This is a genomic window from Lysobacter sp. Root690 (assembly GCF_001427785.1).
Taxonomy (GTDB): domain Bacteria; phylum Pseudomonadota; class Gammaproteobacteria; order Xanthomonadales; family Xanthomonadaceae; genus Lysobacter.
Genome location: NZ_LMHM01000016.1, coordinates 381,071 through 406,017 on the forward strand (window position 1 = coordinate 381,071; position 24,947 = coordinate 406,017).

Here is a 24,947-nt window from a genome sequence, read left to right on the forward strand (position 1 = left end):
TCGTCGTTTCGCCCATCGGGCCACGGCGCTTACTCGTCCAGCAGCGCCAGCAGTTCTTCCTCGCTGAGCCCGTCGAGCCCCGCGCTGGCCTCCTCCACCGCCCGGGCGTCGAAAACCGACAGCCCCTTCTCGGTCGCCGCGGCCGCCATCGCGGCCAATGTCGTATGCGCGAACACGTCGCCCACGGTCAGGGCGATGCCCAGGCGCTCGCGTACCCGCAGCGCGAGCTGCAACGCGGACAGCGAATGGCCGCCGAGCAGGAAGAAATCGTCGTCGCGGCAAACCTCGGCGACGCCGAGCAATTCGCTCCACAGCGCGGCGAGGTCGCGTTCGCCGCGATCGGCAGGTGGCTCGCGCCGGCCGGCGGGCGCGGGACCGCCTCCCGGCGCCGGCAACGCGCTTAGATCCAGTTTGCCGTTGGCGGTGGTCGGGATCCGCGCGACGAACACGTAATGCGACGGGCGCAGGTACTCGGGCAGCACCGCGACGTGCTCGCGCAAATCGCGCTCGAGCGCGCCGCGTCCGTTCCAGCGCGCCGCCTGCGTCGCGAGTGCGCGCGGTGCGTCGGCCGGTGACGCCGCCTCAGGACGGATCGCATAGACGTTGTGCAACGCGGTTCCGGCCAGCGCCGCATCCTGCTCGCTGGCGACGACGAAACCGTGGTTCTCGAGCAGGCCGCGCACGCGCGCCAGCCGTCCGTCGACGTCGTGCACTTCCACCGCCACCTGACGCACGCGTGGCCAATGCGCGGGCTCGATGCCGAGCAACACCTCCAGCTCCGCGCCTTCCACATCGACCTTCAGCAGGTCGATGCAAGCGACCTCGTGTTCGTCGATGATCTGCGAGACGGTTCGCAACGGCCTTCGCACCCGTTCGCCCTGCATGCGCTCGTCCAGCAGCTCGCGCAGATCCTCGCCGGTGCCGGAAGCATCGACGGAGGACGAACTCAGATAGGACTCGACCACCCCGCGCGAGACATCGGCATCGAGCACGCTGCTGGAGACGATGCTGTTGTGCGGATAGAAAATGAACTCGGCTTCGCCCGGCGCCGCGGCCAAGCCGCAATCGTAGACGGTCGCGTCCAGCCCGCGCAGTTCGGCGTTCAAGCGCAGGATGCGATGCACCTGCGGGATCGGTTCGAAGGCGAAGATCCGCGCGTCGCGGCATTGCGCGCCGACGTACATCGCGAACATGCCGATGTTCGCGCCGACGTCGAACACGCAGCAGCCGTCGTCCAGGCGCACGCCGTGGCGGCGATAGGCGTCGCCGCCGAAAATTTCCTCGTGCAGGAAGCGCGTTTCGCTGGTGTTGAGATGGAACACCTCGCCGAGGCCGTCCAGCTCCAGCGTCTGCGCGTCCGTCTGCGTCGCCAGCGCCGCCAGCGCGCGCGGCACCGCGGCGTTGCGCGCCGACGGCAACGCATAGGCGACCAGTCTGCGATCGCCGTCGCCGAAATCGCGCGCGACCACGCGCGCGTCGTCCAGGCCCCCATGCGCGGCCAGGCAGGCTTCGATCTCGCCCGGCTCGACCCGATAGCCGCGGATCTTGACCTGGAAATCGCTGCGTCCGAGATATTCGAGCGCACCGTCCTTGCGCCAACGGCCGAGATCGCCGGTGCGGTACATCCGTCCCCGCGTCGCGTACGGATCGGGCAGGAAACGCTCGGCGGTGAGTTGCGGGCGATTCCAATAACCGCGGCCGACCTGCACGCCGCCGATATACAACTCGCCCGTCGCTCCGAGCGGCACCGGCCGGTGTCGCTGGTCGAGCACGTACATGCGCGTATTCGCGATCGGCCGGCCGATCGGCACCGACTCGGGCGCCCGCTCTTTGCAGGCCCAGCAGGTCACGTCGACCGCCGCCTCGGTCGGCCCGTACAGGTTATGCAACCGCGTCCGCGGCAGCCATTGCCGGAAGCGCTGTTGCAGCCGCGTCGACAGCGCTTCACCGCTGCACAGCACCTGCCGCAGTCCCTTGCAGGCTTCGGCATCGCCCGCGTCGAGGAAGGCCTGCAGCATCGACGGCACGAAATGCATCATGGTCACGCCGCGATCCGCGATCGTGCGCGACAGATAGGCCGGATCCGATTGCCCGCCCGGCCGCGCCAGCAGCAGCCTCGCGCCGCTCAGCAGCGGCAGGAAGATCTCCCACACCGAGACGTCGAATCCGAACGAGGTCTTCTGCAGCACGACATCGTCCGCGTCGATGCTGAAATGATCGCGCGCCCACAGCAGGCGATTAACCACGCCGTCGTGTTGGTTCATCGCCCCCTTCGGACGGCCGGTCGAGCCGGAGGTATAGATGACATACGCCAGGCGGGTCTCGCTCAGATCAGGCAACGGCGCGGCCTGCGCGCCGTAACCGGACCACTCGCTGCTGTCGTCCAGTCGCCAGACCTGCTCGGATGCGGCCGCCAGTTGCGGCAACGTTTCCGCCAGACCCGATTGCATCAACAACACCGCCGCGCCCGAGTCCTCCAGCATGTAGCTCAAGCGCTCGTACGGGTACGCCGGGTCCAGCGGCACGTACGCGGCGCCGGCCTTGAGGATGCCGAGCAGGCCGATCGGCAGGTGCAGCGAACGCTCCACGCAGATCGCGACCCGTGCCTCCGGTCCGATCCCGAAAGAACGCAGCCGGTTCGCGACCCGGTTGGCGGCGGCGTCGAGTTGCGCGTAGCTCAAGGTCGCGCCTTCGTACTCCACCGCGACCGCATCGGGCGTGCGCGCGGCCTGCGCTTCGAACAGGCCATGCACGGTGAGTCCGCGCGGATAAGCGACCGTGGTGGCGTTGAACTCCTCCAGCATGAGCGCGCGCTCGGATGCGGGCAGCACTTCGAGATCGCACACGGCGGTCGTAGCGGCGTTGTCGAGCGCTTCGGTCAGACCGTCGAGCGCCAGATCGAGCAGGCCGATGGTGCGCGCCGGATCGATCTCGCGCGCGCAGTGCACGACCAAGGTGAAACCATCGCCTTCGTCGTTGACCGACATCGACAGCGGGTAGTTGGTGCGCTCCTCCATGAACAACACGCGGATGCGATCCCAGTCGGCGCCGCCCGGGCCGGGCTCGGCCACGGACACGGTGTGGCGGTAATTGAGCAGCGTGGTGAACAACGGTTGCGGCGCGGGTACCGCACTGCAGCGCTGGGCCAGCGCCAGCGGCGCGTGCTCGTGTCCCAGCAGCGCCGCGAGTTGCGCGACCGCGGCGTCGACCGCGGCGCCGGCATCGCGCCGGTCGATGCGCAGGCGGAACGGCAGCGTGTTGATGAACACGCCCATCATCTCGTCCGCGCGGTCGCCGCCCATGCGTCCGGACAACACGGTGCCGAACACCACGTCGTCGCGTCCGCTGCAGCGCGCCAGCACTTGCGCCCAGGCCACATGGAACAGCGCGGCCGGGGCGATGCCGCGCGCACGCGCAACGGCGCGGATGCGCGAGGCCAGTCGCGCCGACAGCGACTGCCGCGCCTCGTGCAGCCCGGACGGGCCGTCGCGCAGCGTGTCCACGCCGAAGGCGACGGTCGGCGCGTCGACATCGCCCAGCAAGTCCGTGAAATAGGCTTCTTGCGCTTGCGCCGATTGCGAGGCGATCGCGGCGATGTGCTGGCGGAACGGCACCGGACGGGGCAATTGCGCGGCGCGGCCGTCGAGCAAGGCCGCGACCTCGCGCAGGATCAGTTCGAGGGTGACGTGATCGCTGATCAGGTGATGATTGACCAGCGCGAGCCGCCATTCCCCGCTTGCGCGATCATCGGCGCGATTATCAGTGTTATCGCCGGCGCGCTCGGGCGCGGCATGCAGCGCGATCAGCGGCGCGCGATCGAGCAGGATGCGAACCGTCGCCGGATCGGCGATGCGCGACAGCCAGGCGACCGTGTCCTCGCCCGCCGGCACCGCCGCTTCGCGCAGCGGCAGATCGACCTCGCGGTGCACCACCTGCACCGGCTGGGTCAGCCCCTGCCAGTGAATCGATGTGCGCAGGATGTCGTGACGCGCCACGACCGTCCGCAGCGCCTCCACGAAGCGCTCGAGTCCGCGCCGGTCCGAGAAGCCGAGCACGAACGTCGACAGATACGGATCGCCGACCTCTTCTGCCAGATGGTGGAACAAGATGCCCTGCTGCAACGGCGCGAGCGGATACACGTCCTGGATGCCCGCCGCGCCGTCCGCAACCCGCGCGGCGATGCTGTCCAGCTCGGCCTGCGACAGGCCCGCGAGCGGGACCATGTCCGGGTGCAGTCTCGTCGCGTGCTTCGGCACCCCGCCCGCATCGATCGCGCTCGCCGCGCGGCCAATGCCGGCATCGAGCTGCGCGCAAAACGCATGCAGCACCGGCGCGGCGAACACCGCGCGCACATCGACCGCGGCGCCTTGCTCGCGCAGCCTGGCGACCATCCGGATCGCGAGCATCGAATGCCCGCCCAATTCGAAGAAGCTGTCGTCGCGTCCGACCTGTTCCAGCCCCAGCAGTTCGCGCCACAGCGCCGCCACCCGTTGTTCGGTCGGCGTCACTGGCGCCACGAAGCCGCGCACCGCCATCGCGCCGCGGTCCGGCGCCGGCAGCGCATTGCGGTCGAGCTTGCCGTTGGGCGTGAGCGGTAACGCCGCGAGCCGCACGATCGCCGCCGGCACCATGTACTCGGGCAAACTCGCGACCAGCCCGGCGCGCAACGCCGACGGATCGGGCTCGGCGCCGTCGTGCGCGACCACGTAGGCCACCAGCCGCGCGTCGCCCGGCCCGCCGCTCTCGCCGGCTTCGCCCGCGCGCGCCACCACCACCGCTTCGCGCACGTCCGCGGCCGCGAGCAGTTGCGCTTCGATCTCGCCCAGTTCGATGCGGAAACCGCGGATCTTGACCTGCTGATCGTTGCGCCCCAGGTATTCCACGCTGCCGTCGTCCAGCCAGCGGCACAGATCGCCAGTGCGATAGACGCGGCCGCCGGCCGGATCCAGCGGGTCGGCGACGAAACGTTCGTCGGTGAGGTCGGGACGGTTGAGATAGCCGCGCGCGACCTGCACGCCGCCGATCAGCAACTCGCCCGGCGCGCCCACCGGCACCGGGCGCATCGCCGCGTCGACGATGTAGAAACGCGTGTTGGCGATCGGCCAGCCGATCGGCGCGCGCGCCCCCGGATCGTCCGGCCGGCAACGCGCGTAGCAGACATTGACCGAGGTTTCTGTAGGTCCGTAATGGTTGAACAGCTCGGTCCCCGGCAGCACCTGGAAGAAGCGCTGTGCGAGTTCGTACGGCAATGCTTCGCCACCGGAAAACACCTGCCGCAGGCAAGTGCACTGGCCGAAACGCGGGTGATCCAGCATCGCCCGCAGCAAGGTCGGAACCAGCTTGAGCCGGGTCGCGCCGCCGCGCAGGATCAGCTCGACGAGATAGTCGGCGTCGAAATGGCGGCCGGGCGCGGCGACCAGCAGACGCGCGCCGCAGATCAGCGCGCTGAAGAAGTCCCAGATCGAGGCATCGAAACTGAAGGGCGTCTTCTGGATCAGGATGTCGCGGGTGTCCATCGGGTAGTGCGCGCGCAGCCACGCCATGTGATTGGCGATGCCGCGGTGATGCACCATCACGCCCTTCGGCCGGCCGCTGGAACCTGAGGTGTAGATGACGTAGGCCAAGTGATCGGGCGTCAGTTCAGTCGGCGCCTCGTCCGTCGCCTCCAGCGGCATCGCTGGATACGCCTCGACCTCGCCCCATTGCGTGTCCAAGGCTAAAGTTTCGCGCGAGGCCTGCGCCGGCCACATCGATGCCAGCCGCGTCTGACTCAGCAGAATGCGCGGGCATGCGTCCTCCAGCATGTAAGCCAGACGATCGAGCGGATAGGACGGATCTAGCGGCAGGAACGCGGCGCCGGCCTTCAATACGCCGAGCTGGGCTATCACCATTTCCAGCGAGCGTTCCATGCCGATCGCGACCAGCACGTCCGGGCCGCAACCGCGCGCGCGCAGGTAACGCGCCAGACGATTGGCGCGCGCATCCAGTTGCGCGTAGCTCAGCTGGGTGCCTTCGAACTCCACCGCCACCGCCTGCGGCGTCCTGCGCGCTTGCGCTTCGATCATCCGGTGGATCAACAGCTCTTCCGCGAACACGGTATCGGTGCGGTTGAAGTCGCGCAGCAGCCTCGCGCGCTCACCGGGGCCGAGCGCATCCAGCGCGTCGACCGCGGTCGACGGCGCGGCCTGGGTCAACGATTCGAGCACGGCGAGCAAGTGGCCGGCCCAGCGCTGCGCGGTGGCGGCGTCGAACAGGTCGGTGGCGTATTCCAGCCGGCCCTGGATGCGTTCGCCGTCGTCGCTCAGCGCCAGGGTCAGGTCGAAATGGGTCGCGGCCTGCTCCAGGCGCACGGGCTCGACCCGGAGCTCGTGCAGGTCCAGCGCCGCGACCGGGGTGTTGTCGAAGTTCAACATGACCTGGAACAGCGGCGCATGCGCCAGGCTGCGCGCGGGCCGGACCGCATCGACCACGCGCTCGAAGGGCACGTCCTGCGCCGAGTAGGCAAACGACAAGGTCTCGCGGGTGCGTTCCATCAGCGTCGCCACGTCGGGCGCGTCGCGCAGGTCGACGCGCAGCGCCAGGGTGTTGACGAAAAAGCCGATCAGCCCTTCGACCTCACTGCGGCCGCGATTGGCCGCCGAGACGCCGACCACGAGATCGCGTTGGCCGCTCAGCCGCGACAGCAGCACCGACCAAGCGGCGAGCAGCACGTTGAACGCGGTCGCGTCCCAGGACAAAGCGAACTCGCGTACGCGTGCAGACAGCGCGGCGGGCAACGCCACGGCAACGGTCGCCCCGGCGAAGCTCTGTTGGGGCGGCCGGGGGCGATCGGATGGCAAGGCCAGCAGACCGGGCGCATCGCCGATGCGCTCGCGCCAGGCCTCCAGCCGCGCCTGCATCGCGGCGCCGTCGTCGATGTCGCGCTGCCACGCGGCGTAGTCGCCGTATTGCAGCGGCAGCGGCGGCAATGGATCGTCGGCGCCGAGACGAAAGGCCTGATACAAGGCCGCGATCTCGCCGACCAGGACGCCGAGCGACCAACCGTCGGAGACGATGTGGTGCTGCACCAGGATCACCACATGCTCGTGCTCGTCCATCCGCAGCAAGCGGCAGCGCACTAGCGGCGGACGGGTGAGATCGAACGGCGTGGCGCATTCCTCGGCGACGATCGCCTGCATCCGCGCCTGGCGCTCCTCAGCCGGCAGTCCGCTCAGATCGTCCTCGCGCATCGGCATGCCGATGTCGGCGGGCGCGGGCTGCGCGCGCGCCGCGCCATCGCGCTCGACGAAGGCGCAGCGCAGGACTTCGTGCCGCGCCACGATCCGGTCCAGGGTAGTCCGCAGCGCGGCGCGATCGAGCGTGCCGCTCAGACGCAGCGTCGCCGGCAACAGATAGGCGGTGGCGCTGGCCGGTTCCAGCCGGTCCAGAAACCACAGCCGCTGCTGCGAGAACGACAGCGGCAGGCCTTCGCCGCGGTCGGCGATCGCGATCGCCGTCGACGCGGGCGCGGCCTCGCGCATGCGCTTGTCCAGCGCGCGCTGCAGGATCTTGCGCTTGAGTTGTTCCAGGCTGAGGGTGTCGTCGGTCATCGGGGACTTTGCGGTTGCGGTTACGTCGGGAATGCGGAATCGACTGGCGCGGATTTGGTTGGCGCGGCGCCGACTCAGGCGTCGGCGCTGTCGAACAGCGAGGTGGACAGATAACGTTCGCCGGTATCGGGCAGGATGGTCAGCACGGCGCTGCCGGCCGGCGCCTGCGCCGCGATTGTTCGCGCCGCGACGAAGGCCGCGCCCGAGGAAATGCCGCAGCACAGGCCTTCCTGGCGCGCGAGTTCGCGCGCGGCCTCGCGCGCTTCGTCTTCGTCCACGGCGACGGTCCGGTCGACCACTTCGGGCGTCATCACCGCGGGCATGAAATTCGGCGCCCAGCCGGCGATCTCGTGCGCGGTCCACGGATGGCCGGCGAGCACGCGCGCGCGCGCCGGTTCGGCCGCCGCCACTTGCACGTCGGTGCGCGCGGCCTTCAACGCCGCGCCTACCCCGCTCAAGGTGCCGCCGCTGCCCCAGCCCGATACGAACCAGTCCAGCCGCCGCTGCGCGAACGCCTGCAGGATCTCGCGCGCGGTGCTGTCGCGGTGGCAGGCCGGATTGGCCGGATTGGCGTACTGATCGGCGAAGTACGCGCCGGTGCGCTCGGCGTACTCGCGCGCGGCGCGGCTGCGGCCCATCGCGCCTTCGGCCGCGGGCGTCAGCACGACTTCAGCGCCATACGCGCGCATCAGGCGCCGCCGCTCGACCGAGTAGTTGTCGCTGATGAAGGCCACGAAGCGATAGCCGCGCACCGCGCAGGCCATAGCCAGGGCGACGCCGGCGTTGCCCGACGTCGCCTCGACCACGGCCTGGCCCGGACGCAACGCGCCGCGCGCGATCGCGTCGTCGAGGATCGAGGCCGCGATCCGGTCCTTGATCGAACCGCTGGGATTGCGCGCCTCCACCTTGACGAAGATATCCACGCCGGCCGGCGCCAACCGGTTGATCCTGACGATCGGCGTGCGGCCCACGGTGTCCAGGATTGAGTCGTATAGCAAGGGCGTCTCCTCGTTGCGTCCGTGCGGATCGGCGTTCAACGCTTGGCGCGCGCGGCGCGTTCGACCCCGATCAGGTAGTCGACCGTGGCCAGCAGCGCCTCCGGCGCCGCGCCGGGTTTCGGCGCCAGCTTGTACTTGCCGGCCACGATGATCGTCGGCGTGCTGTCGACCTCGGCGGCGATCGCGTAGGACCTCGCCCACTGCACGCGTTCGTCGGTTTTCTTGCTGGCGTACGCGCTGGCGAAGCGTGCGCGGTCTACGCCGAGGCGCGCGTAGGCGTCGCTGATCTGATCGGGGCTGTCGCCGGTCAGGGTCTGCTCGACATGCACGGCGCGGTAAATCGCCGCGTGAGTCTTGTCCACCACGCCCAATTGCGCGGCCGCGTAATAGGCCTTGGCGCCGGCATCGAAGGCGCCGCCAAACACCGCCGGCACATACTGGAAGCGCACGTCGCGCGGCAGCTTGTGGCGCCATGCTTGCATCGCCGGATCGAACTTCGCGCAGGCGCCGCAGGCATAGCTGAACACCTGCACGACTTCGATGCCGGGGCCCGGCGAGGCCTGCGCGGGTTTGGCCAGGATGGTGTAGTCGACTCCGGCCACGGGCGCGGCTTGCCGCGCTGGCGCGACGGTGCTGAAGGCGATCAGCGCGATGGCCATGATCCAGGCGATCGCGCCGCGCGCGCGCGCGCGCCGGGTCGATGGCGCCATCCTGCTCGCCCGGTTGCCGGCCTCGCGCTTGCCTGCTTCGCCGTTGCCTGCTTGTTCAATGACTGAGTGCTTCATGCTGTCTTCCTCGATGAATGAATATCCGATCGTGCGTGTCTTGGTTTGGCGCGGGTCGCGGCTCATGTCACCCCGTCTTCCTCGTTCAGCAGCGCCAGCAACTCGTCGCGCGACAGTCCGTCGAGACTGTCGCTCAAGGCCTGCGCATCGCCGCCCAGATAGGTCTGGAATTGCATGTCGACAACCGCCTCGGCCATGGCCTTGAGCACGGGCGAACGCATCAGCACGTCGATGGTCAGTTCGATCGCGAACATTTCGCGCATCCGCAGCGACAACTGGACCAGCAGCAACGAATGCCCGCCTAGTGCGAAGAAATGATCGTGGCGGCCGACCTGGTCGACGCCCAGCAGTTCGGTCCATAGCTGCGACAGCGCCTGCTCAATGTCGCCTTCGGGCGCTTCGTACGTTTGCCGCGCATGCGCGTCGCCTTCCGGCGCCGGCAATGCCGTGCGATCGAGCTTGCCGTTCGGCGTCAGCGGCCAGTGGTCTACGCGTACGTAGGCCGACGGCAGCATGTATTCCGGCAAGCGCGACTGCAGCTGGCTTCGCAATGCCGACGCTTCGACCGCATCGCCCTGCCAGTACGCAACCAAGGTCCGCTCCGATCCGGCTTCGCCGCGTGCCACCACCACCGCATCGCGTACGCCTTCGCAAGACTGCAGCGCCGATTCGATCTCGCCCAGCTCGATCCGGTAACCGCGAATCTTCACCTGGAAATCGTTGCGGCCCAGGAACTCCATCGTCCCGTCCGCCCAGAAACGCGCCCGGTCGCCGGTCTTGTACATGCGTTCGCCCGGCACGAACGGATCGGGAACGAACCGTTCGGCGGTCAGTTCTTCGCGGTTCCAGTAACCCTCGGCCAGGCAATCGCCGGCGATATACAGATCGCCCGGCACGCCGACCGGACTCGGCTCGCCGCGCGCGTCGAGCACGTAGTAACGCGCGTTCCAGATCGGACGGCCGTACGGAATGCTCTTCCAGTGCGGCTCCACCCGATTAACACGATGGTAGTTCGACCACACCGTCGCCTCGGTCGCGCCGCCCAGCGCCACCACTTCGCAGCGCGGAAAGGCGCGCCGGACCGTATCGGGCAGTTCCAGGCCGATCCAGTCGCCGCTGAAGAACGCCAGTCGCAGATCGCGCGACACTTCCTCCGTCAACAAACTCACCAACCCGGCGAACACCGCAGGCGCCGAGTCCCAGAACGTGATCCCGCTGCGCAGCAGTTCGATCAGACGCGCCGGATCGCGCACCTCTTCCGAGCGCGCCACATGCACGCTGCCGCCGCTCCACAGCACGCCGAACAGGTCGTACACCGACAGATCGAAACTCAAAGAGGTGGTGAACAGCACCCGGTCCGACGGCCCCATCGCAAACGTCGATTCCACCCATGCGAACAGGTTCGTCGCCGCCGCGTGCTTGACCATCACACCCTTGGGTCGGCCGGTCGAGCCTGAGGTGTAGATCACATACGCCAATGCTTGCGCGTCGATGCCGATGCCTTGCGACGACGGATTCCACACCGGCTGGTTCGACCACGGTTCCGGGTCGTCGACGTAAAGCACGCGTGCTACCGACAAACCTTCATGCTGCGACAACGACCGCTGCGACAACACCATCCGCGGCGCGCAGTCCTCCAAGGTTTCGCGCAGTCGCTGCACCGGATGCGCAGGATCCAGCGGCACGTAGGCCGCGCCGGCCTTCGCCACCGCCAACACCGCCGCGACCATCCACGGACCGCGTTCGAGCAGAATGCCGACCCGATCGCCGGCCTGCACGCCGTCGGCCAGCAGCCGATGCGCGATCCGATTCGCGCGTTCGTTCAGCGCCTCGTAGCTCCAGCGCTCGTCCCCGCACAACACCGCCAGTGCCTGCGGACACGCGCGCACCTGGCGCTCGAAGCCGGCATGCATGACCTCGCGCGGATATTCGTGCTCAGTCGCGTTCCAGTCCTCGGTCAAACGCTTGCGCTCGCGCGCGGGCAAGGCCGATGTCGCCTGCCACGCCGCGTCGGCGTCGTCGGCGATCGTCGCGAGCACGCGCAGGTAGGCATCGGCCATGCGCATCACCTGATCGTGGCCGAAACGGCTGCGATCGGCATCGAAGGCCAGGGCGAGGCCATCGCCCGCGCCGGAGAACGTCGTCGTCAGGCCGAAACCGGTGGATTCGACCGTGTCGACATCGTTCGCGGCCATGGGCACCGCGCGATCGCGCACGGCGTCGTGGATGGCCTGATGGGCGTGGAAATGCACGTAGTTGAACACCGCGTCCAGACGCGCCCGCTGGGCGTGCTCGGAGACGATGCGGAAATACGGATAGCGACGGTGTTCGGCCAGCCGGTTTTCCTCGTCGAACACCGCCTGGATCCGTTGCCTCCAACTGCCCGGCGTCGCGCTCATCCGCAGCGGCAAGGTGTTGAGGAACAGACCGAGCGTGCGTTCGCCGCCGTCGGTTTCCGGGCGGGTATTGCACACCACGCCGGTCATCGGCGCCTGCGTGTCCGCGAACAGGCCGATCACGTGCAGATGCGCGGCCAGCAGTACCGAACGCAGCGGCACGCCCAATTCGGACGCGAGCGACGACAACCGCGCCGCCACCGGCGCCGGCACCACGACGGTCGGGTTGCGCACGTCCGTTTGCGGCCACGCACCCGGCAGATCCGGCAGGATCGTGGCTTCGGCGTCGGCGAGATACCCCGACCAGAACTCGGCGTGGTGCGCGGCGCCGAGCGCCTGGCGTTCGAGCCAGGCTGCCGTCTTCGGCGAGACCGTCGGCGGCAGCGGCGCCGGCACGTCCATGCCGAGGGCGCGGAAGTATTCGGCGAATAGCTCGCTTTGCATCAGTGCCACGCTCCAGCCGTCGAGAATCGCGTGATGGAACGCGATCGTCAGCTGGATCCGGGTTTCGTCGCAGCGGTGAACGAAGAACGCCAACAGCGGCGCCTTGTGCAGCTCCCACGGCCGCGCCTGCTGCTCGGCCAGGAACGCGAGCACCGCGGCGCGCTGCGCGTCCGCGTCCAGGCCACGCAGGTCGCTGCACGTCAGCGCGATCCGCGCCGCCGCATGCACGCACTGCCTCACCGTGCCGTCGCGACGCAGTTCGAAGCCGCTGCGCAGCGAAGGGTGGCGCAGCGCGACCGCATCGAGCGCTGCGCGCATGGCCGCTTCGTCCCATCGGGGCAGATCGATACGATACGAGAACACATCGTGGTACACGCCGCGGGCGCCGCCGTATTCGCCGTGGAAGATCATCCCGCGTTGCAGCAAGGTCGCGTCCCACGCGTCTTCCACGCCATCGGGCAGTTCGTCGTTGATCGATTCGTCGACCGCGCACTCGTCCAGCGCGAGCCAGTCCGGCACATCCTCGGCCTCGACGCTTGCGGCGTTCGATCCGAGCGCCTGCGCCAATGCATCCACGGTCGGATGCCGGAACAGGTCGACGACCGCGAAGCCAAAACCGCGCCGCCTGCCCTCGGCCACGACCGCGATACTGCGGATCGAATCGCCGCCGAGTTCGAAGAAGTTGTCGTCGATACCGATGCGTTCGACCGGCAGTTGCAGCGCCTGCGCCCAGACTTCGGCCAGCGCCTGCCGCAAGGCGTCGGTCGGCGCGCGGTAGCGGCGGTGCACCGCGGCCTCGGCATCGGGCGTCGGCAACGCGCCGCGATCGAGCTTGCCGCTCGGCGTCAACGGCCAGTGGCTCACGCGCACGAACGCGGACGGCACCATATAGGACGGCAACGCCGCGATCAGCGCCGCGCGCAGCGACTCGGCCGCGACGTTCGTATCCGCGGTTTCGAAATAAGCCACCAACCGGCGCTCGCCCTCGCCGCCCTCGCGCGCTTCGACCACGGCTTCGCGGACGCCATCTAGCCCACGCAAGGCCGCCTCGATCTCGCCCAGTTCGATGCGGTGACCGCGGATCTTCACCTGGAAGTCGTTGCGGCCCAGGTAGTCCAGGCCGCCGTCGGCGCGCCGCCGCGCAAGGTCGCCGGTGCGGTACAGACGGTCGCCGGCGACGAAGGGATTGGCGACAAAGCGCTGCTGGGTCAACTCGGGCCGATGCAGGTAACCACGCGCCACGCCAGCGCCGCCCACATACAGTTCGCCCGGGACGCCGACCGGCGTCGGTTCGCCCGCCGCGTCGAGCACGTACAGGCGCAGGTGCGGCAAGGCCCGGCCGATGGGACTGCCATGGCCGTGCTCGATCGCATCGCGGTGCAGGCGCAGATAGCTCGCATGCACGGTGATTTCGGTGATGCCGTACATATTGACCAGCGCCACCCGCTCCGGTGGATGGCGCTCGATCCACGGCCGCAGCATGCGCGGATCCAGGGCCTCGCCGCCGAACACGACGGCGCGCAGCGCCGGCAGCGGCGTATCGCCGGCGCCGGCCACGATCAGTTGCCGGAACGCGCTCGGCGTCTGGCTGAGCATGCTGACCCGCTCGCGCGCCAGCAGAGCCAGAAAATCCTCCGGCGAACGCGTGCATTCCCACGGCACGACGATCGCGCAGCCGCCGTACAACAACGCGCCCCACAACTCCCATACGGAGAAATCGAAGGCGAAGGAATGGAACACGCTCCACACATCGTCGGGGCCGAAGCCGAACGATGCCTCGGTGGCGGCGAACAACGCCGCGACCTGGCGATGTTCGACCATGACGCCCTTGGGCTGGCCGGTCGAGCCTGAGGTGTAAATGACATAGGCCAAGTGGTCGGGACGCAATGCCACTTGCGGCGCGTGCGACTTCGCACTGTCGGCGGTCGCTCCCACTTCCAGCACCGCAACGCCGTCCACGCCCAGTCGCGCGGCCGCGCCACCGGTGCTTACCACTGCGACCGGCGCTGCATCTTCCAGCATCTGCAGCACGCGTTCGCGCGGATAGCCCGGGTCCAGCGGCACGTAGCCACCGCCGGCCTTGAGGATGCCCAGCAAGCCGACCACCAGTTCGATCCCGCGCTCGGCGCACAGGCCCACACGAGTGTCGGGCACTACGCCCAGCTCGATCAATGCATGCGCGACGCGGTTGGATGCGGCTTCCAATTGCGCGTAGCTCAACCGCGCTTCGCAGCTGCGCAGGGCCACCGCGTCGGGCGTGCGCGCGACCTGCGCCTGGAACAAATTCACCAGCGTCTGCTGCGGCTGCTCGGTCGAAGCGCCGCCGCTTTCTAGCAGCAGTCGCGCGCGTTCTGGCTCGTCCAGCAAGGCCAGCGACGACACCGTAGCCTCGGGCGACCGCGCCATGCCGTCCAACAAACGCTCCAGCCACCGCGACCAACGCGCCACGGTGTTCGCGTCAAACAGATCGCTGGAATACTCGATCGCGCCGCTCAGCGCCTGCCCTTCTTCCCGCAAGGTCAGGCTCAGGTCGAATTGGGTCGCGCCGTGCGAGACCGCATAAGCTTCGACCTCCAATCCAGGCAAGGCCAGCGTCCGCTCCGGCGTGTTGTCCAGGCTCAACAGCGTCTGGAACACGGGGCTGTGGCTCAGGCTGCGCTGCGGATGCAATGCCTCGACCACGCGTTCGAACGGCACGTCCTGGCGTTCGTGACCTTCCAGTACCTTCGTCCTGGCTTGCTCCAGCAACGAGGCCACGGTCGCGGTGTCCTCCACCCGTAACCGCAACGCCAGGGTGTTGACGAAGAAACCGATCAGCCCTTCCAGTTCCACTCGCGGCCGATTCGCCACCGGCGAACCCACCACCACCTCGTCCTGTCCGCTCAATCGCGACAGCAGCGCGCTCCAGCCCGCCAGCAGCACGGTGTAAAGCGTCGTGCCGTGCGCTCGCGCCAGCGCGTGCAGTCGCTGGGTCAGGTCCGCGTCGAGACGCAACGGCAGACGACCGCCGCGATAACTCTGCAACGACGGTCGCGGACGATCGGTCGGCAGCGCCAGCAATTCCGGCGCGCCGCGCAGTTGCGCGCACCACGCCTGCACCTGATCGTCGCTGTCGATCTGCGAAAGCCGCGCCCGTTGCCACGCCGCATAGTCGGCGTATTGCAGCGGCAAGGCCGGCAGCGGGTCGGGCCGATCCTGCGCATACGCGGCGTACAGCGCGCCCAGCTCGCGCACCAGCACGCCCTGCGACCAGCCGTCGGACACGATGTGGTGCTGCACCAGCACCAGCACGTGTTCGTCGGCCTGCAAACGCAGCAGCAGCGCGCGTACCGGCGGCTGCGCCGACAGGTCGAACGGTGCCGACGACCATGCCTTGGAGGCCTGTGACATCGTCGCTTCGCGCTGCGGCTCCGGCACCGTTTGCAAATCCTGTCGCTCCAACACCAGCTCGGCTGCCGGCCGTACTACCTGCACCGGACCGTCCTCGCCGTGCTCGAACACCGTGCGCAGCGACTCGTGCCGCTCGACGATCCGATCCAGGGCTCGCGTCAGCGCGGCTTCGTCCAACGCGCCGCGCAGGCGCACGCCCGCCGCGATGTGATACGCCGCGCCGGCCGCCGCATCCAGCTGATCCAGAAACCACAATCGCTGTTGCGACCACGACAGCGGCAACGGCAAATTGCGATCCGCCAACGGCAATGCGCCCGGTTGCGCGCCGCGCATCGGACCCCATACCGCCCGCGCCATGCCCGCCAGGGTCGGCGCGGCCAACAGGGCTTGCAGCGAGGGCTCGACCCCGAAGTCACGCTGCACGCGCGCGATCAGTTGCAAGGCCATCAGCGAATGCCCGCCGATGGCGAAGAAGTCGGCATCGTCGCCGGCGTCGCGTCCGAACAAGTCCCGCCAGATGACGCGCATGCGCGCGGTCACCGCTTCGAACTCGCCGCCGATCGCATCTGGGTACGCCGCGTCGATGAGCGCCGGCGCGGCTTCCCCAGCGGCAGCCGGCACCGACGCGATATGACCCGGCGTAAGCAGCAATTGACGCCCGCCGAATCCGAGCACGGCATCGAACGCATCGGCGATCGCGCGCGCATCCGGCATCTGGCCAGCGCCCTGCCCAGCCGCCATGCCGATGCCCGCCCACGGTCCCCAGTTGACCGAGACGATGCGTCGCCCGCGCCGCGAGCGCTTCTGCGCATACGCGTCCAGGTAAGCGCCGGCCGCGCAATAGCCCACTTGTCCGGGAACCGGCCGCAGCGCATTGATCGACGAACACAGCACGATGCGCGCCGGCGCGTTGCCGAGCGCCGCATCGAGCGCACGCAAGCCCGCGGTCTTGGGATCGAGCACCGGCGCCAGACGCGCGCGATCGGCATGCCGGATCAGGCCTTCGCCCGCCGCGCCGGCCGCGTGCAGGACCAGATCGATGGCGCCGTGCGAAGCCACGGCATCGGCGATGACGGCGCGCAGCGCGTCCGCGTCGGTGAGATCGGCGCGGATCAGGCGGATCTCGGCGCCGCGCTCGCGCAACGCGTCCAGTCGCGACTCGATATCGCCGCGCTCGCGCCGCGCCAGCAGCGTCAGCCGCGGATTCGCCACGCGCGCGCTCAGGTACTCGGCGAACGCCAGACCGATGCCGCCGGTGCCGCCGAGGATCAGACAGTGGCCGCGGTCGCGCAGCGCCGCCGCGCCGGTGGCCGGATCGATCGCGCGCGGATCGATCGCATGCATATCGGCCTCGGCCAGATCGGGCACCCACGCATGCGATCCGCGCAAGGCGACGACGGCATGGGCCCGCTGCGCGGCGCCATCCGCGCCGAGACCGATCAACGCCGTCGCCAGCAACAGCGGATCGGCCGGCGCATGACCATCATTCGATCCGCCTTCGGCATCCAGCCAACGCCATGCGATGCGCGGATATTCCAGCGGCGCGACCCGGCAGACGCCGGCCACCAATGCCTGCGCGGGATCGTCGTGCTCTCGTCCGTCGACCGACTGCGCCGCCACCGTCAGCACGTCGACGCTGCAGCGCGGGTCGGCGCTCGCATCGAGGGCGCGGGCCAGCGCGATCGGCGCGTGCACGCACAGCCGCTCAGCGTATTCGCCAGCGGTGTCGCGGGCCGCCATCGGCCAGGCGTAGACGATTCGCGAAGGCACTGCGCCGCCGAGTTCGGCGATCAACTGGGCCAGCGCTTCGGGTTGCGCCGGATCGAGCGCGAAACCGTCCGATCGCGCTTCCACGCCGGCAATGCCCGCGACCGCTTCGACCAGGCGCACGCGCCAGCCCTGGGTGCGCAGATGTGCGAGCGTCGCGAGATCGGCGCCGCCCGGATCGGCGAACCACAGGACGTCCTGCGGCAACGCCATCGGCCATTCGGCCGGCGGCCGCGGCAGCCGGCGCCAGCCGGGAATCGAGGCCGCGGTTGCGACGCTACCGGCTTCAACACCGCCCGCTGCGACACCGATGGACTGCGCGGACAGGTGGACTACGACGTTATCGCTACGAGCTTCCAGCGCCGACGACGGCAACGCGTCGACCCAATGCCGCTCTTCGGCGAAGGGATAAGTGGGCACCGGCACGCGGCGTTGCGGCGCCTCCGGCACCGCCCGGCGCCAGTCGATCTTGTGCCCGCGCGCCCACAGCGCCGCGAGCGTCGCGCGCAGCGCCGCCAACGGTTCCTGGTCGTTCGCCGACAAGGTCTGGAAACTTCGCGACGCCACGCCGGCGGCTTGCGCGAACGCGCCCAGCGCCGCGCCCGGTCCAACTTCCACCACCGCGATCTCGCCCAGCGACGCCAAGGTGCGCAAGCCATCGTGAAAGCGCACGGCCTGACGCATATGCGCCACCCAGTAATCGACCGAAGTCGCCCGCTCGGCGCTGATCCATCCGCCATCGACATTAGAGACATACGGACGTTGCGGCGCCGACAGCGGCGTCAGCGCGACGGCATCGGCGAAGTGCTGCAGGATCGGCTCCAGCATCGCGCTATGGAATGCATGCGACACGCTAAGGCCGCGGCAGGCGATGCCGGCCGCCGCCAGCGTGTCGGCTTGCGCGCGAATCGAGTCGATCGGTCCGGCCAGAGTGCATTGGCGCGCGCCGTTCACTGCGGCGATCTCCACTTGCGGCAGCAGCAGATCGCGCAGGCTGGCTTCGTCGGCCATCGCCGCGAGCATGGCGCCGGCCGGCAATTGCGCGACCAAGCGGCCGCGCAGCGCGACCAGACGCAACGCGTCGTCGCGCGCGATCACCCCGGCCAGGCAGGCCGCGACGTATTCGCCCAGGCTGTGGCCGAGCATGGCGCTTGGGCGCAGGCCGAAGGATTCCAGCAGCCGCGCCAGCGCATAGCCGACCACGAACAACGCGGGCTGGGTCAGCTCGGTGGCGTCCAGCCGCGCTGCATGTTCGGGCTCCAGCAACAGCGGCCGCAGATCGAGACCGAGCTGCGGCTCGAGCACGCGAGCGCACGCGTCCACGTCGTCGCGAAAGCCGCGATAGGCCGCGTACAGCGCCGCGGCCATGGCCGCGAACTGGCTGCCCTGGCCGGGAAACAGAAACACCAGCGCCGGTGCGTTTTCGGCGTCGTGCACACCGGCGCCGTCCAGGCGTCCGATCGCGCCCGGCGCATCGGCGGCGGCGATTGCCGTGCGGTAGCGCAATGCCTTGCGGCCCGCGCGCGTGGTGTGGGCGATCGCGGCGTAATCGTCGCCCGCGTCGGCGAGCCGGCGCCGCATCGCGTTCACCAGCGACGTCAATGCGTCGGGCGTGCGCGCCGACAGCAGCAGCGGCTGCGCCTGCCGCGGCGCGCTCACTGCGGCGAGCGCCGGCGGCGATTCCAGCAGCACATGCGCGTTGGTGCCGCCGATACCGAACGAGCTGACCCCGGCGCGGCGCACGCCGTCACGTAGCGGCCAGGGTTCGCGCGCGGTCGGAAAACGGAACGGGCTACCTGCTGTATCGATATGCGGATTGAGCTGGCGCAGATGCGGATTCGGCGGCAGTTCGCCGCGGCCGACCGCGAGCGCGGCCTTGACCAGTCCGGCGATGCCGGCGGCGGCATCGAGATGGCCGATGTTGGCCTTCAACGCGCCGACTGCGCAGTACGCGGCCGGCGCATCGCCGAACGCCGATTTCAGCGCGGCGAATTCGATCGGATCGCCCAACGCGGTGCCGGTGCCGTGCGCTTCCACATAGCCGATGGTGTCCGGCTCCACCCCGGCGACCGCCATCGCCTCGCGCACGACCGCCGCCTGCCCTTCGACGCTGGGCGCGGTGAATCCGGTCTTGTCGTCGCCGTCGTTGTTGACCGCGCTACCGATGATGACGGCATGGATGCGGTCGCCGTCGGCCAATGCCTGCGTCAACGGCTTCAACAACACCGCCGCGACGCCGTCGCCCGACACGGTTCCGCTCGCATCGGCATCGAACGGCCGACAGCGCCCGTCCGACGAGAGGATGCCGCCGTCCACATGCCGATAGCCGCGCGGTTCCAGAGTCCGCACCGACACGCCGCCGGCCAGCGCCATGTCGCATTCGCCCGCCAGCAGCGCCTGACAGGCCAGATGCACCGCGACCAGCGAACTGGAACAGGCGGTCTGCACCGTCACCGCCGGCCCCTGCAGCCCGAGCTTGTAAGCGGTGCGGGTGGCGAGATAGTCCTTCTCGTTGCCGATCGAAAGCGCCATCGGCCCCACCGATTGCATCAGGTCCGGCCGCTGCGCCAAACGCTCGAGAAAATAGGCGTTCGTCGAAGCGCTGGCATAGACGCCCACCGTGCCCATCCTCGACCCGGGCCCGTAGCCCGCATGCTCCATCGCGGTCCACGCGGTCTGCAGAAACAAACGCTGCTGCGGATCGGTGGCGCCCGCTTCCAGCGCCGTCATCGCGAAGAACTCGGCGTCGAACGATTCGATTCCATCCAGCGCGCCGGCTCGGCGGACATAGCGAGGGTCGGCCAGATCGGACTGCGGCACGCCGGCCGCGCGCAGGCTCGCGTCGTCGAAATCGCGGACCGATTCGACCCCGGCGACGAGGTTCGCCCAGAACGCTTCCAGGTCGCCCGCGCCGGGGAAACGCCCGGCCATGCCGACGATCGCGATCGCGGTCTCATGGTCCTCGCGCGGCGTGGACGAATCGGAGTTGCCTGTTGCCTTGCTCATTGCGTGTTCCTTGCGATGACGCCGTTCGTGGTTCGCTCAAACCGCGCTTGCATCGGCGGCCACTTGCCCGTACTCCAACCGGACCACGCGGTCGGCCACGTCGAAGTAACGGTCGTCGTGAGTGATCACCACCAGCGTCTTGCCGGCGGCCTTCAGTTCGGGCAGCAGTTCCTGATAGAAGCAGCGGCGGAATTCCACGTCCTGATCCGCGGCCCATTCGTCGAACAGGTAGATGTCGCTGTCTTCCAGATAGCCCTGGGTCAGCGCCAAGCGTTTTCTCTGGCCTTGCGACAGATCGAGCGTGCTCAGCCGTCCATCGGTCGCGGTGACCTTGCGATCCAGACCCAGCCTGCGCAGCAAGGCCTCGATCCCGGCCTGCGGCGGGCTGCGGCCGCGCCGGTCGAGCAGATCGTCGAACAACCAGTAATCGGCGAACACGGCGGTGAACAGCTGACGGAAATCGCCCAGGTCGGTCGCCGTCAACGCATGACCGTCCACCCGCACTTCGCCGCCAGTCGGCGCCAGCATGCCGGTGAGCAACAGCGACAAGGTCGACTTTCCGCTGCCGTTGCCGCCGGTCACGAACACCATCTCGCCGCGCCGCAGTTCCAGGTCCATTGGCCCGAAACGGAACTCGTCGGTGTCGCCCGGATAGCGGTACTCGACCTGACGGAACGAAAGCCGCGACCATCCCTCGAACCGCGACGGATCGATCGCGGCCGTTTGCGCCGTGCCCGAGAACGCCGGACCCAGGGTGCGCAGATAACGCACGCTGCTCATTCCCGCGACCACCTGGCGAATGGCGGCGATCAGGCCGCTGACCGGTCCGATCAAAAACAGCGAGGCGATGACGAAGCGCGCCACCTGCGAGGCGTCCTGATCCAGATAGGCGCGGCCGATGAAGGCGACCGACAAGATCGCGGCGTACACGATCGCCATGTTCCACACTTCGGTGTAGCCCAGCCAGCGGTTCGCCGCGCGCAACGACGTCTCGTTGTCGCGGATCGCGCGTCCCAGCACGCGCTCGGAAAAATGCGCGGCGCGCGCGGCGTTCATGCTCAGCTCCTTCTTCGCCTCGGCGATGGCGCGGAAGTGGCGGAACAGGCTGTCTTCCTCCTCGCGGATGCGGGCGAAGAAGCGTTCGGTGCGGCGCAGGATGGCCAGGGCGCAGGCCACGCTGACCACCACGAATCCCGCCAGCACCAACAGCAACGGCAACGACAGCCAGGCCAGATAGGCCAGGCAGAACAGCGCCACCAGCGCGTTGAAGAACGCCTGCGGAAGCACCAGCAGCATCTGCGCGATCCGGGTCACGTCGACCACCAGTGCGCCGGCGATGCGTTCGCGGCTGGACATCAGACGCGCGTAGTCCAGCGCCATGAACCGCGCGCACAGCTGCGAACGCAGGTCGGAGATCACCGCGGCGCCGAAATGGGCCTGGAAGGTCTGCGCCGCCGCCGACAGCGCCAGCATCGCGATCAGGCTGGCCGCGGCCGGCCACAGCATGGACTGCGGCGTACCGGCGAAGACGCCGCCCGCGATCGTGCCGATCTGGGTGATCAGCACGATCGAGGCCAGCGCGCTGCCCGCGGCCAATGCGCTGGCGGTGGCCAGCGGAATCCGATGACGCCGGATCGTTTCGGCGATCACGGCGACGGGCCGGCTTGCGCCGCTTCCAGCGCGACACGGGCGACGCCGACGCGCGCATCGGAATACGGATGCGTCTGCGCCATCAAACCCGCCGGGCGCGCCGGCAGTGCGAGTCCGGCCGGCAGACCATGGTCGATGGTCACCGCCAGCAGCGCATCCGGAATCGGGCCCGGGCCCAGGTCGAGCGTCAGTTCCAGTTCGCCCGCCGGCACCGCGAAGCCGCGGATGCGCACCGGCCATTGCTCGAAGCCTTCGGCGGTCGGCGCGTTGATCGAACGGTTCTGTACGGACGCGCTGCGCACGTCGACGCCCTTGGGCAGGTACAGGTCCAGCACGTCGTGGCCCGCCTGCGCGGTCACCGCCAGACGCATCCGGCGCAAGTCGCCCTGCGGCTCCACGCCGAGCACGCGGATGCGCGTCGTCGCCGGTGTGCCGATCGCCGCGGCGCGCTCGCCCAGCGGCCGGCAGCGGGTTTCGCGCCAGACCTCGGGCGCATAAAAGTTGTTCGGCAAGGCGCGCGCCGCGTCGCCCAGCACCGAGCGCTTCCAGGCGTCGTCGGTGGCGTCGATGCTCGCCAGGCAATCCACGTTCTGCACGCGGTCGTTCAATACGAACACGCTGCTCGGCAGCGGATGCCGCGTGTCGAACGGATTCACGAATACCAGTGCGACGGCGGCGACGAGGCCCGACAGCGCCAGCGCCGTACCCACGCGCGCCGCGCCGTTGGCGAGCCAGGCCTGCATGCACAGCACGCACAGCAGCAGCAACGGCACCGCGCCGATGACCGGCACGCTGACGCCCAAGGCCTGATCCAGTCGCATCGCCAGATCGCCGAGGATCACGCCGCCGACCACCACCACGGGCATCGCCAGCGCGAACGAGGTCCACGCCGACGCGGCCTGTCCGCGCACGACGGCGATGGCGCGCACGAGCGCGAGCGCAAGCAACGACCACACCAGGATATTGGCCGCGCCGGGAAGCGCCAGCGTCAGCGCCCAGGCCAGCACCAGCAACAGCGCCTCGCCGCCGCGCAGCAGCGCCGTCTCCGCCAGCGGCTTGTACAACAGCCCGGCGACGAGCGCGGCGGCGACCAGGCCGGGAATGAATACCGAACCGGCCCGCAGCATCGGCAGCGCCGCGAGCGCGGCCAGGGCCAGCGCCCACCACCAGCGCAGGCCGCCGCGCGCGGCGCCGAGAATCGCCACCAGCACGCCGCTCGCCAGCAAGGTCCAGGCGAGGAACCATTCGAGTTGATGCGCGGAGACGGCGCGCTGCATCACCCCGGGCCAGAAGTCCTCGCGCACGAACGCCGACACCGACAGCACCACCGAGACCGCGACCGCGATCGCCGCCAGCACCGCCAACGCGCCGCGCGCCGTGGCCAACGCGCCGGCGGTTTCGGAGCGGCGGCCGCGCCACGCGGCGAATATCAACAGCAACGTGGCCACTGCCAGGGCGGCCTGATCGAGCCAGCGCGGGTACTGGAAAAAGGCCTTGCCGGTGAAGTTCATATAGGCCGGCTCGGCGCCCGCGGCCGGCGCGACCGAGCTAGCCGACAGCGCCGCGCGCATGGCGCCGATGGCTTGGTCGCCCATGTGCTGCAGCGTCGCTGGCGCCAGGTTATCGGGCGTATCGGTGGGCGAGTGATAGTCCGAATAGCCCTCGATGAAGGCGAAGTTCAGCCCCGGAAGCCCGCGCTCCAGCGACACGTTGAAGTCGGTGAAGTTGGGCATGCGCTTGTAGATTTCATCGGAGTACGAATTCGCCACCGGCGCGGCGCCGCGCAGCGACCACAACAACGGCGCGCTGCCCGGACCGGACTGGAACATCAGCGCCGGCCCGCTGCTGCCGCGCGCTTCGAAGTTGAATACCGTCGCGACCCGCGGCGCCAGCGGATGGCGATCGAAGAACGCGCGCGCGCCGAACGCGCCCATTTCTTCGCCATCGCTCAGCAACACGATCAGATCGCGCTTGCGCACTCCGCGGTCCGAGGCGGCGGCGACACGCGCGGCCTCCAGCACGGTCGCCACGCCGGCGCCGGCATCGGACGCGCCGGGCGCCCAGGGGATGGAGTCGTAGTGCGACATCAACAGCACCGCGTCGCGCGCCTTGCCGTCGGTAGCGCCCGTCGCCGGCAGCACGCCGACGACGTTCTCGACCCAGGCGTAGCTGCCCTGGCCCGGCGACAGTTCGCGCTGCACCTCGACCCGCAGGCCGCTGGCGCGCAGTTGCGCGACGAGGTAGTCGCGCACCTGCGCGTTAGCCGCCGAGCCGGTGGGATGCGGCGCGCGCGCGATCTGCCGCACGTGCGACATCGCGCGCTCGACCGAGAACGCGTTGCCGGCGCCGTCGCCGGCGCGCACGGCGGGCGGCGACGACAGCCAACCTGTCACGGCCACGGCGGCGGCGATCGCCGCCAGTCCGGCCAGCGTCCGCCACCACCGCGTTGGCTGCGTCCGTGGCTCACCGTCGCTGCCCGCCCCTGCCTGGTTCTCGTTCATCCGCTCCCCTCCAATGAATTACCGCCACGAGCGCACGCGCTCGCGCGGTCCTGAGTTCAATCTTCCAATTCGATTTCGTGCTCGGCCGACGCACGCCTGCCGCGGCGACGACGCAAGGCTTCACGCCGTTGCTCGCCGCGGCGGTCGCTGTCGGTCAAGCGACCGGCCTCGCGATCGCCGTCGCGAATGAACGCCGCCAGTTGCGCGACGGTGGTGTGGGTGAACAGTTCCACCATGGTCAGGCGGTGCTGCAAGCGGCGTTCGATCATCGCTTGCAGACGCACGACCAGCAGCGAGTGACCGCCCAGGGCGAAGAAGTGATCGTGACGGCCGACCCGTTCGATGCCCAGCAGTTCGCTCCACACCTGCGACAGCGCCTGTTCCACCTCGCCTTCGGGTGCTTCGTAGACCTGCCGCACAT

At 69.3% G+C, this 24,947-nt stretch carries 7 protein-coding genes; all 7 read right to left on the reverse strand.

Annotated features, from left to right (window positions below):
- Nucleotides 1-29: 29 nt before the first annotated feature.
- Nucleotides 30-7,589, reverse strand: a complete 7,560-nt coding sequence (locus ASD86_RS19000) for a non-ribosomal peptide synthetase (RefSeq protein WP_056114225.1) — start codon at nt 7,587-7,589, stop codon at nt 30-32.
- 74 nt (nt 7,590-7,663) lie between these two features.
- Entirely contained in the window at nt 7,664-8,587 is a 924-nt protein-coding gene (cysK, locus tag ASD86_RS19005) for a cysteine synthase A (RefSeq protein WP_056115171.1), read from the reverse strand.
- 35 nt (nt 8,588-8,622) lie between these two features.
- Complete coding sequence (locus ASD86_RS19010; RefSeq protein WP_162253697.1) at nt 8,623-9,372, reverse strand: thiol:disulfide interchange protein DsbA/DsbL; 750 nt, start codon at nt 9,370-9,372, stop codon at nt 8,623-8,625.
- A 62-nt stretch (nt 9,373-9,434) separates the two neighbouring features.
- Nucleotides 9,435-20,375 (reverse strand): hybrid non-ribosomal peptide synthetase/type I polyketide synthase, encoded by a 10,941-nt coding sequence (locus ASD86_RS19015; RefSeq protein WP_056114230.1) that lies wholly within the window; start codon nt 20,373-20,375, stop codon nt 9,435-9,437.
- 36 nt (nt 20,376-20,411) lie between these two features.
- Nucleotides 20,412-22,025: a cyclic peptide export ABC transporter gene (locus ASD86_RS27300; protein ID WP_056114234.1), complete on the reverse strand. Its 1,614-nt coding sequence runs from the start codon at nt 22,023-22,025 to the stop codon at nt 20,412-20,414.
- Nucleotides 22,022-24,424, reverse strand: coding sequence for a M28 family peptidase (locus tag ASD86_RS19025; RefSeq protein WP_056114237.1), 2,403 nt, complete (start codon nt 24,422-24,424; stop codon nt 22,022-22,024). Before ASD86_RS19025 ends, ASD86_RS27300 begins: the two co-directional genes overlap by 4 nt.
- Before the next feature lie 158 nt (nt 24,425-24,582).
- A partial coding sequence (locus ASD86_RS27305) for a phosphopantetheine-binding protein (RefSeq protein ID WP_162253698.1) occupies nt 24,583-24,947 on the reverse strand: 365 nt, incomplete at its 5' end.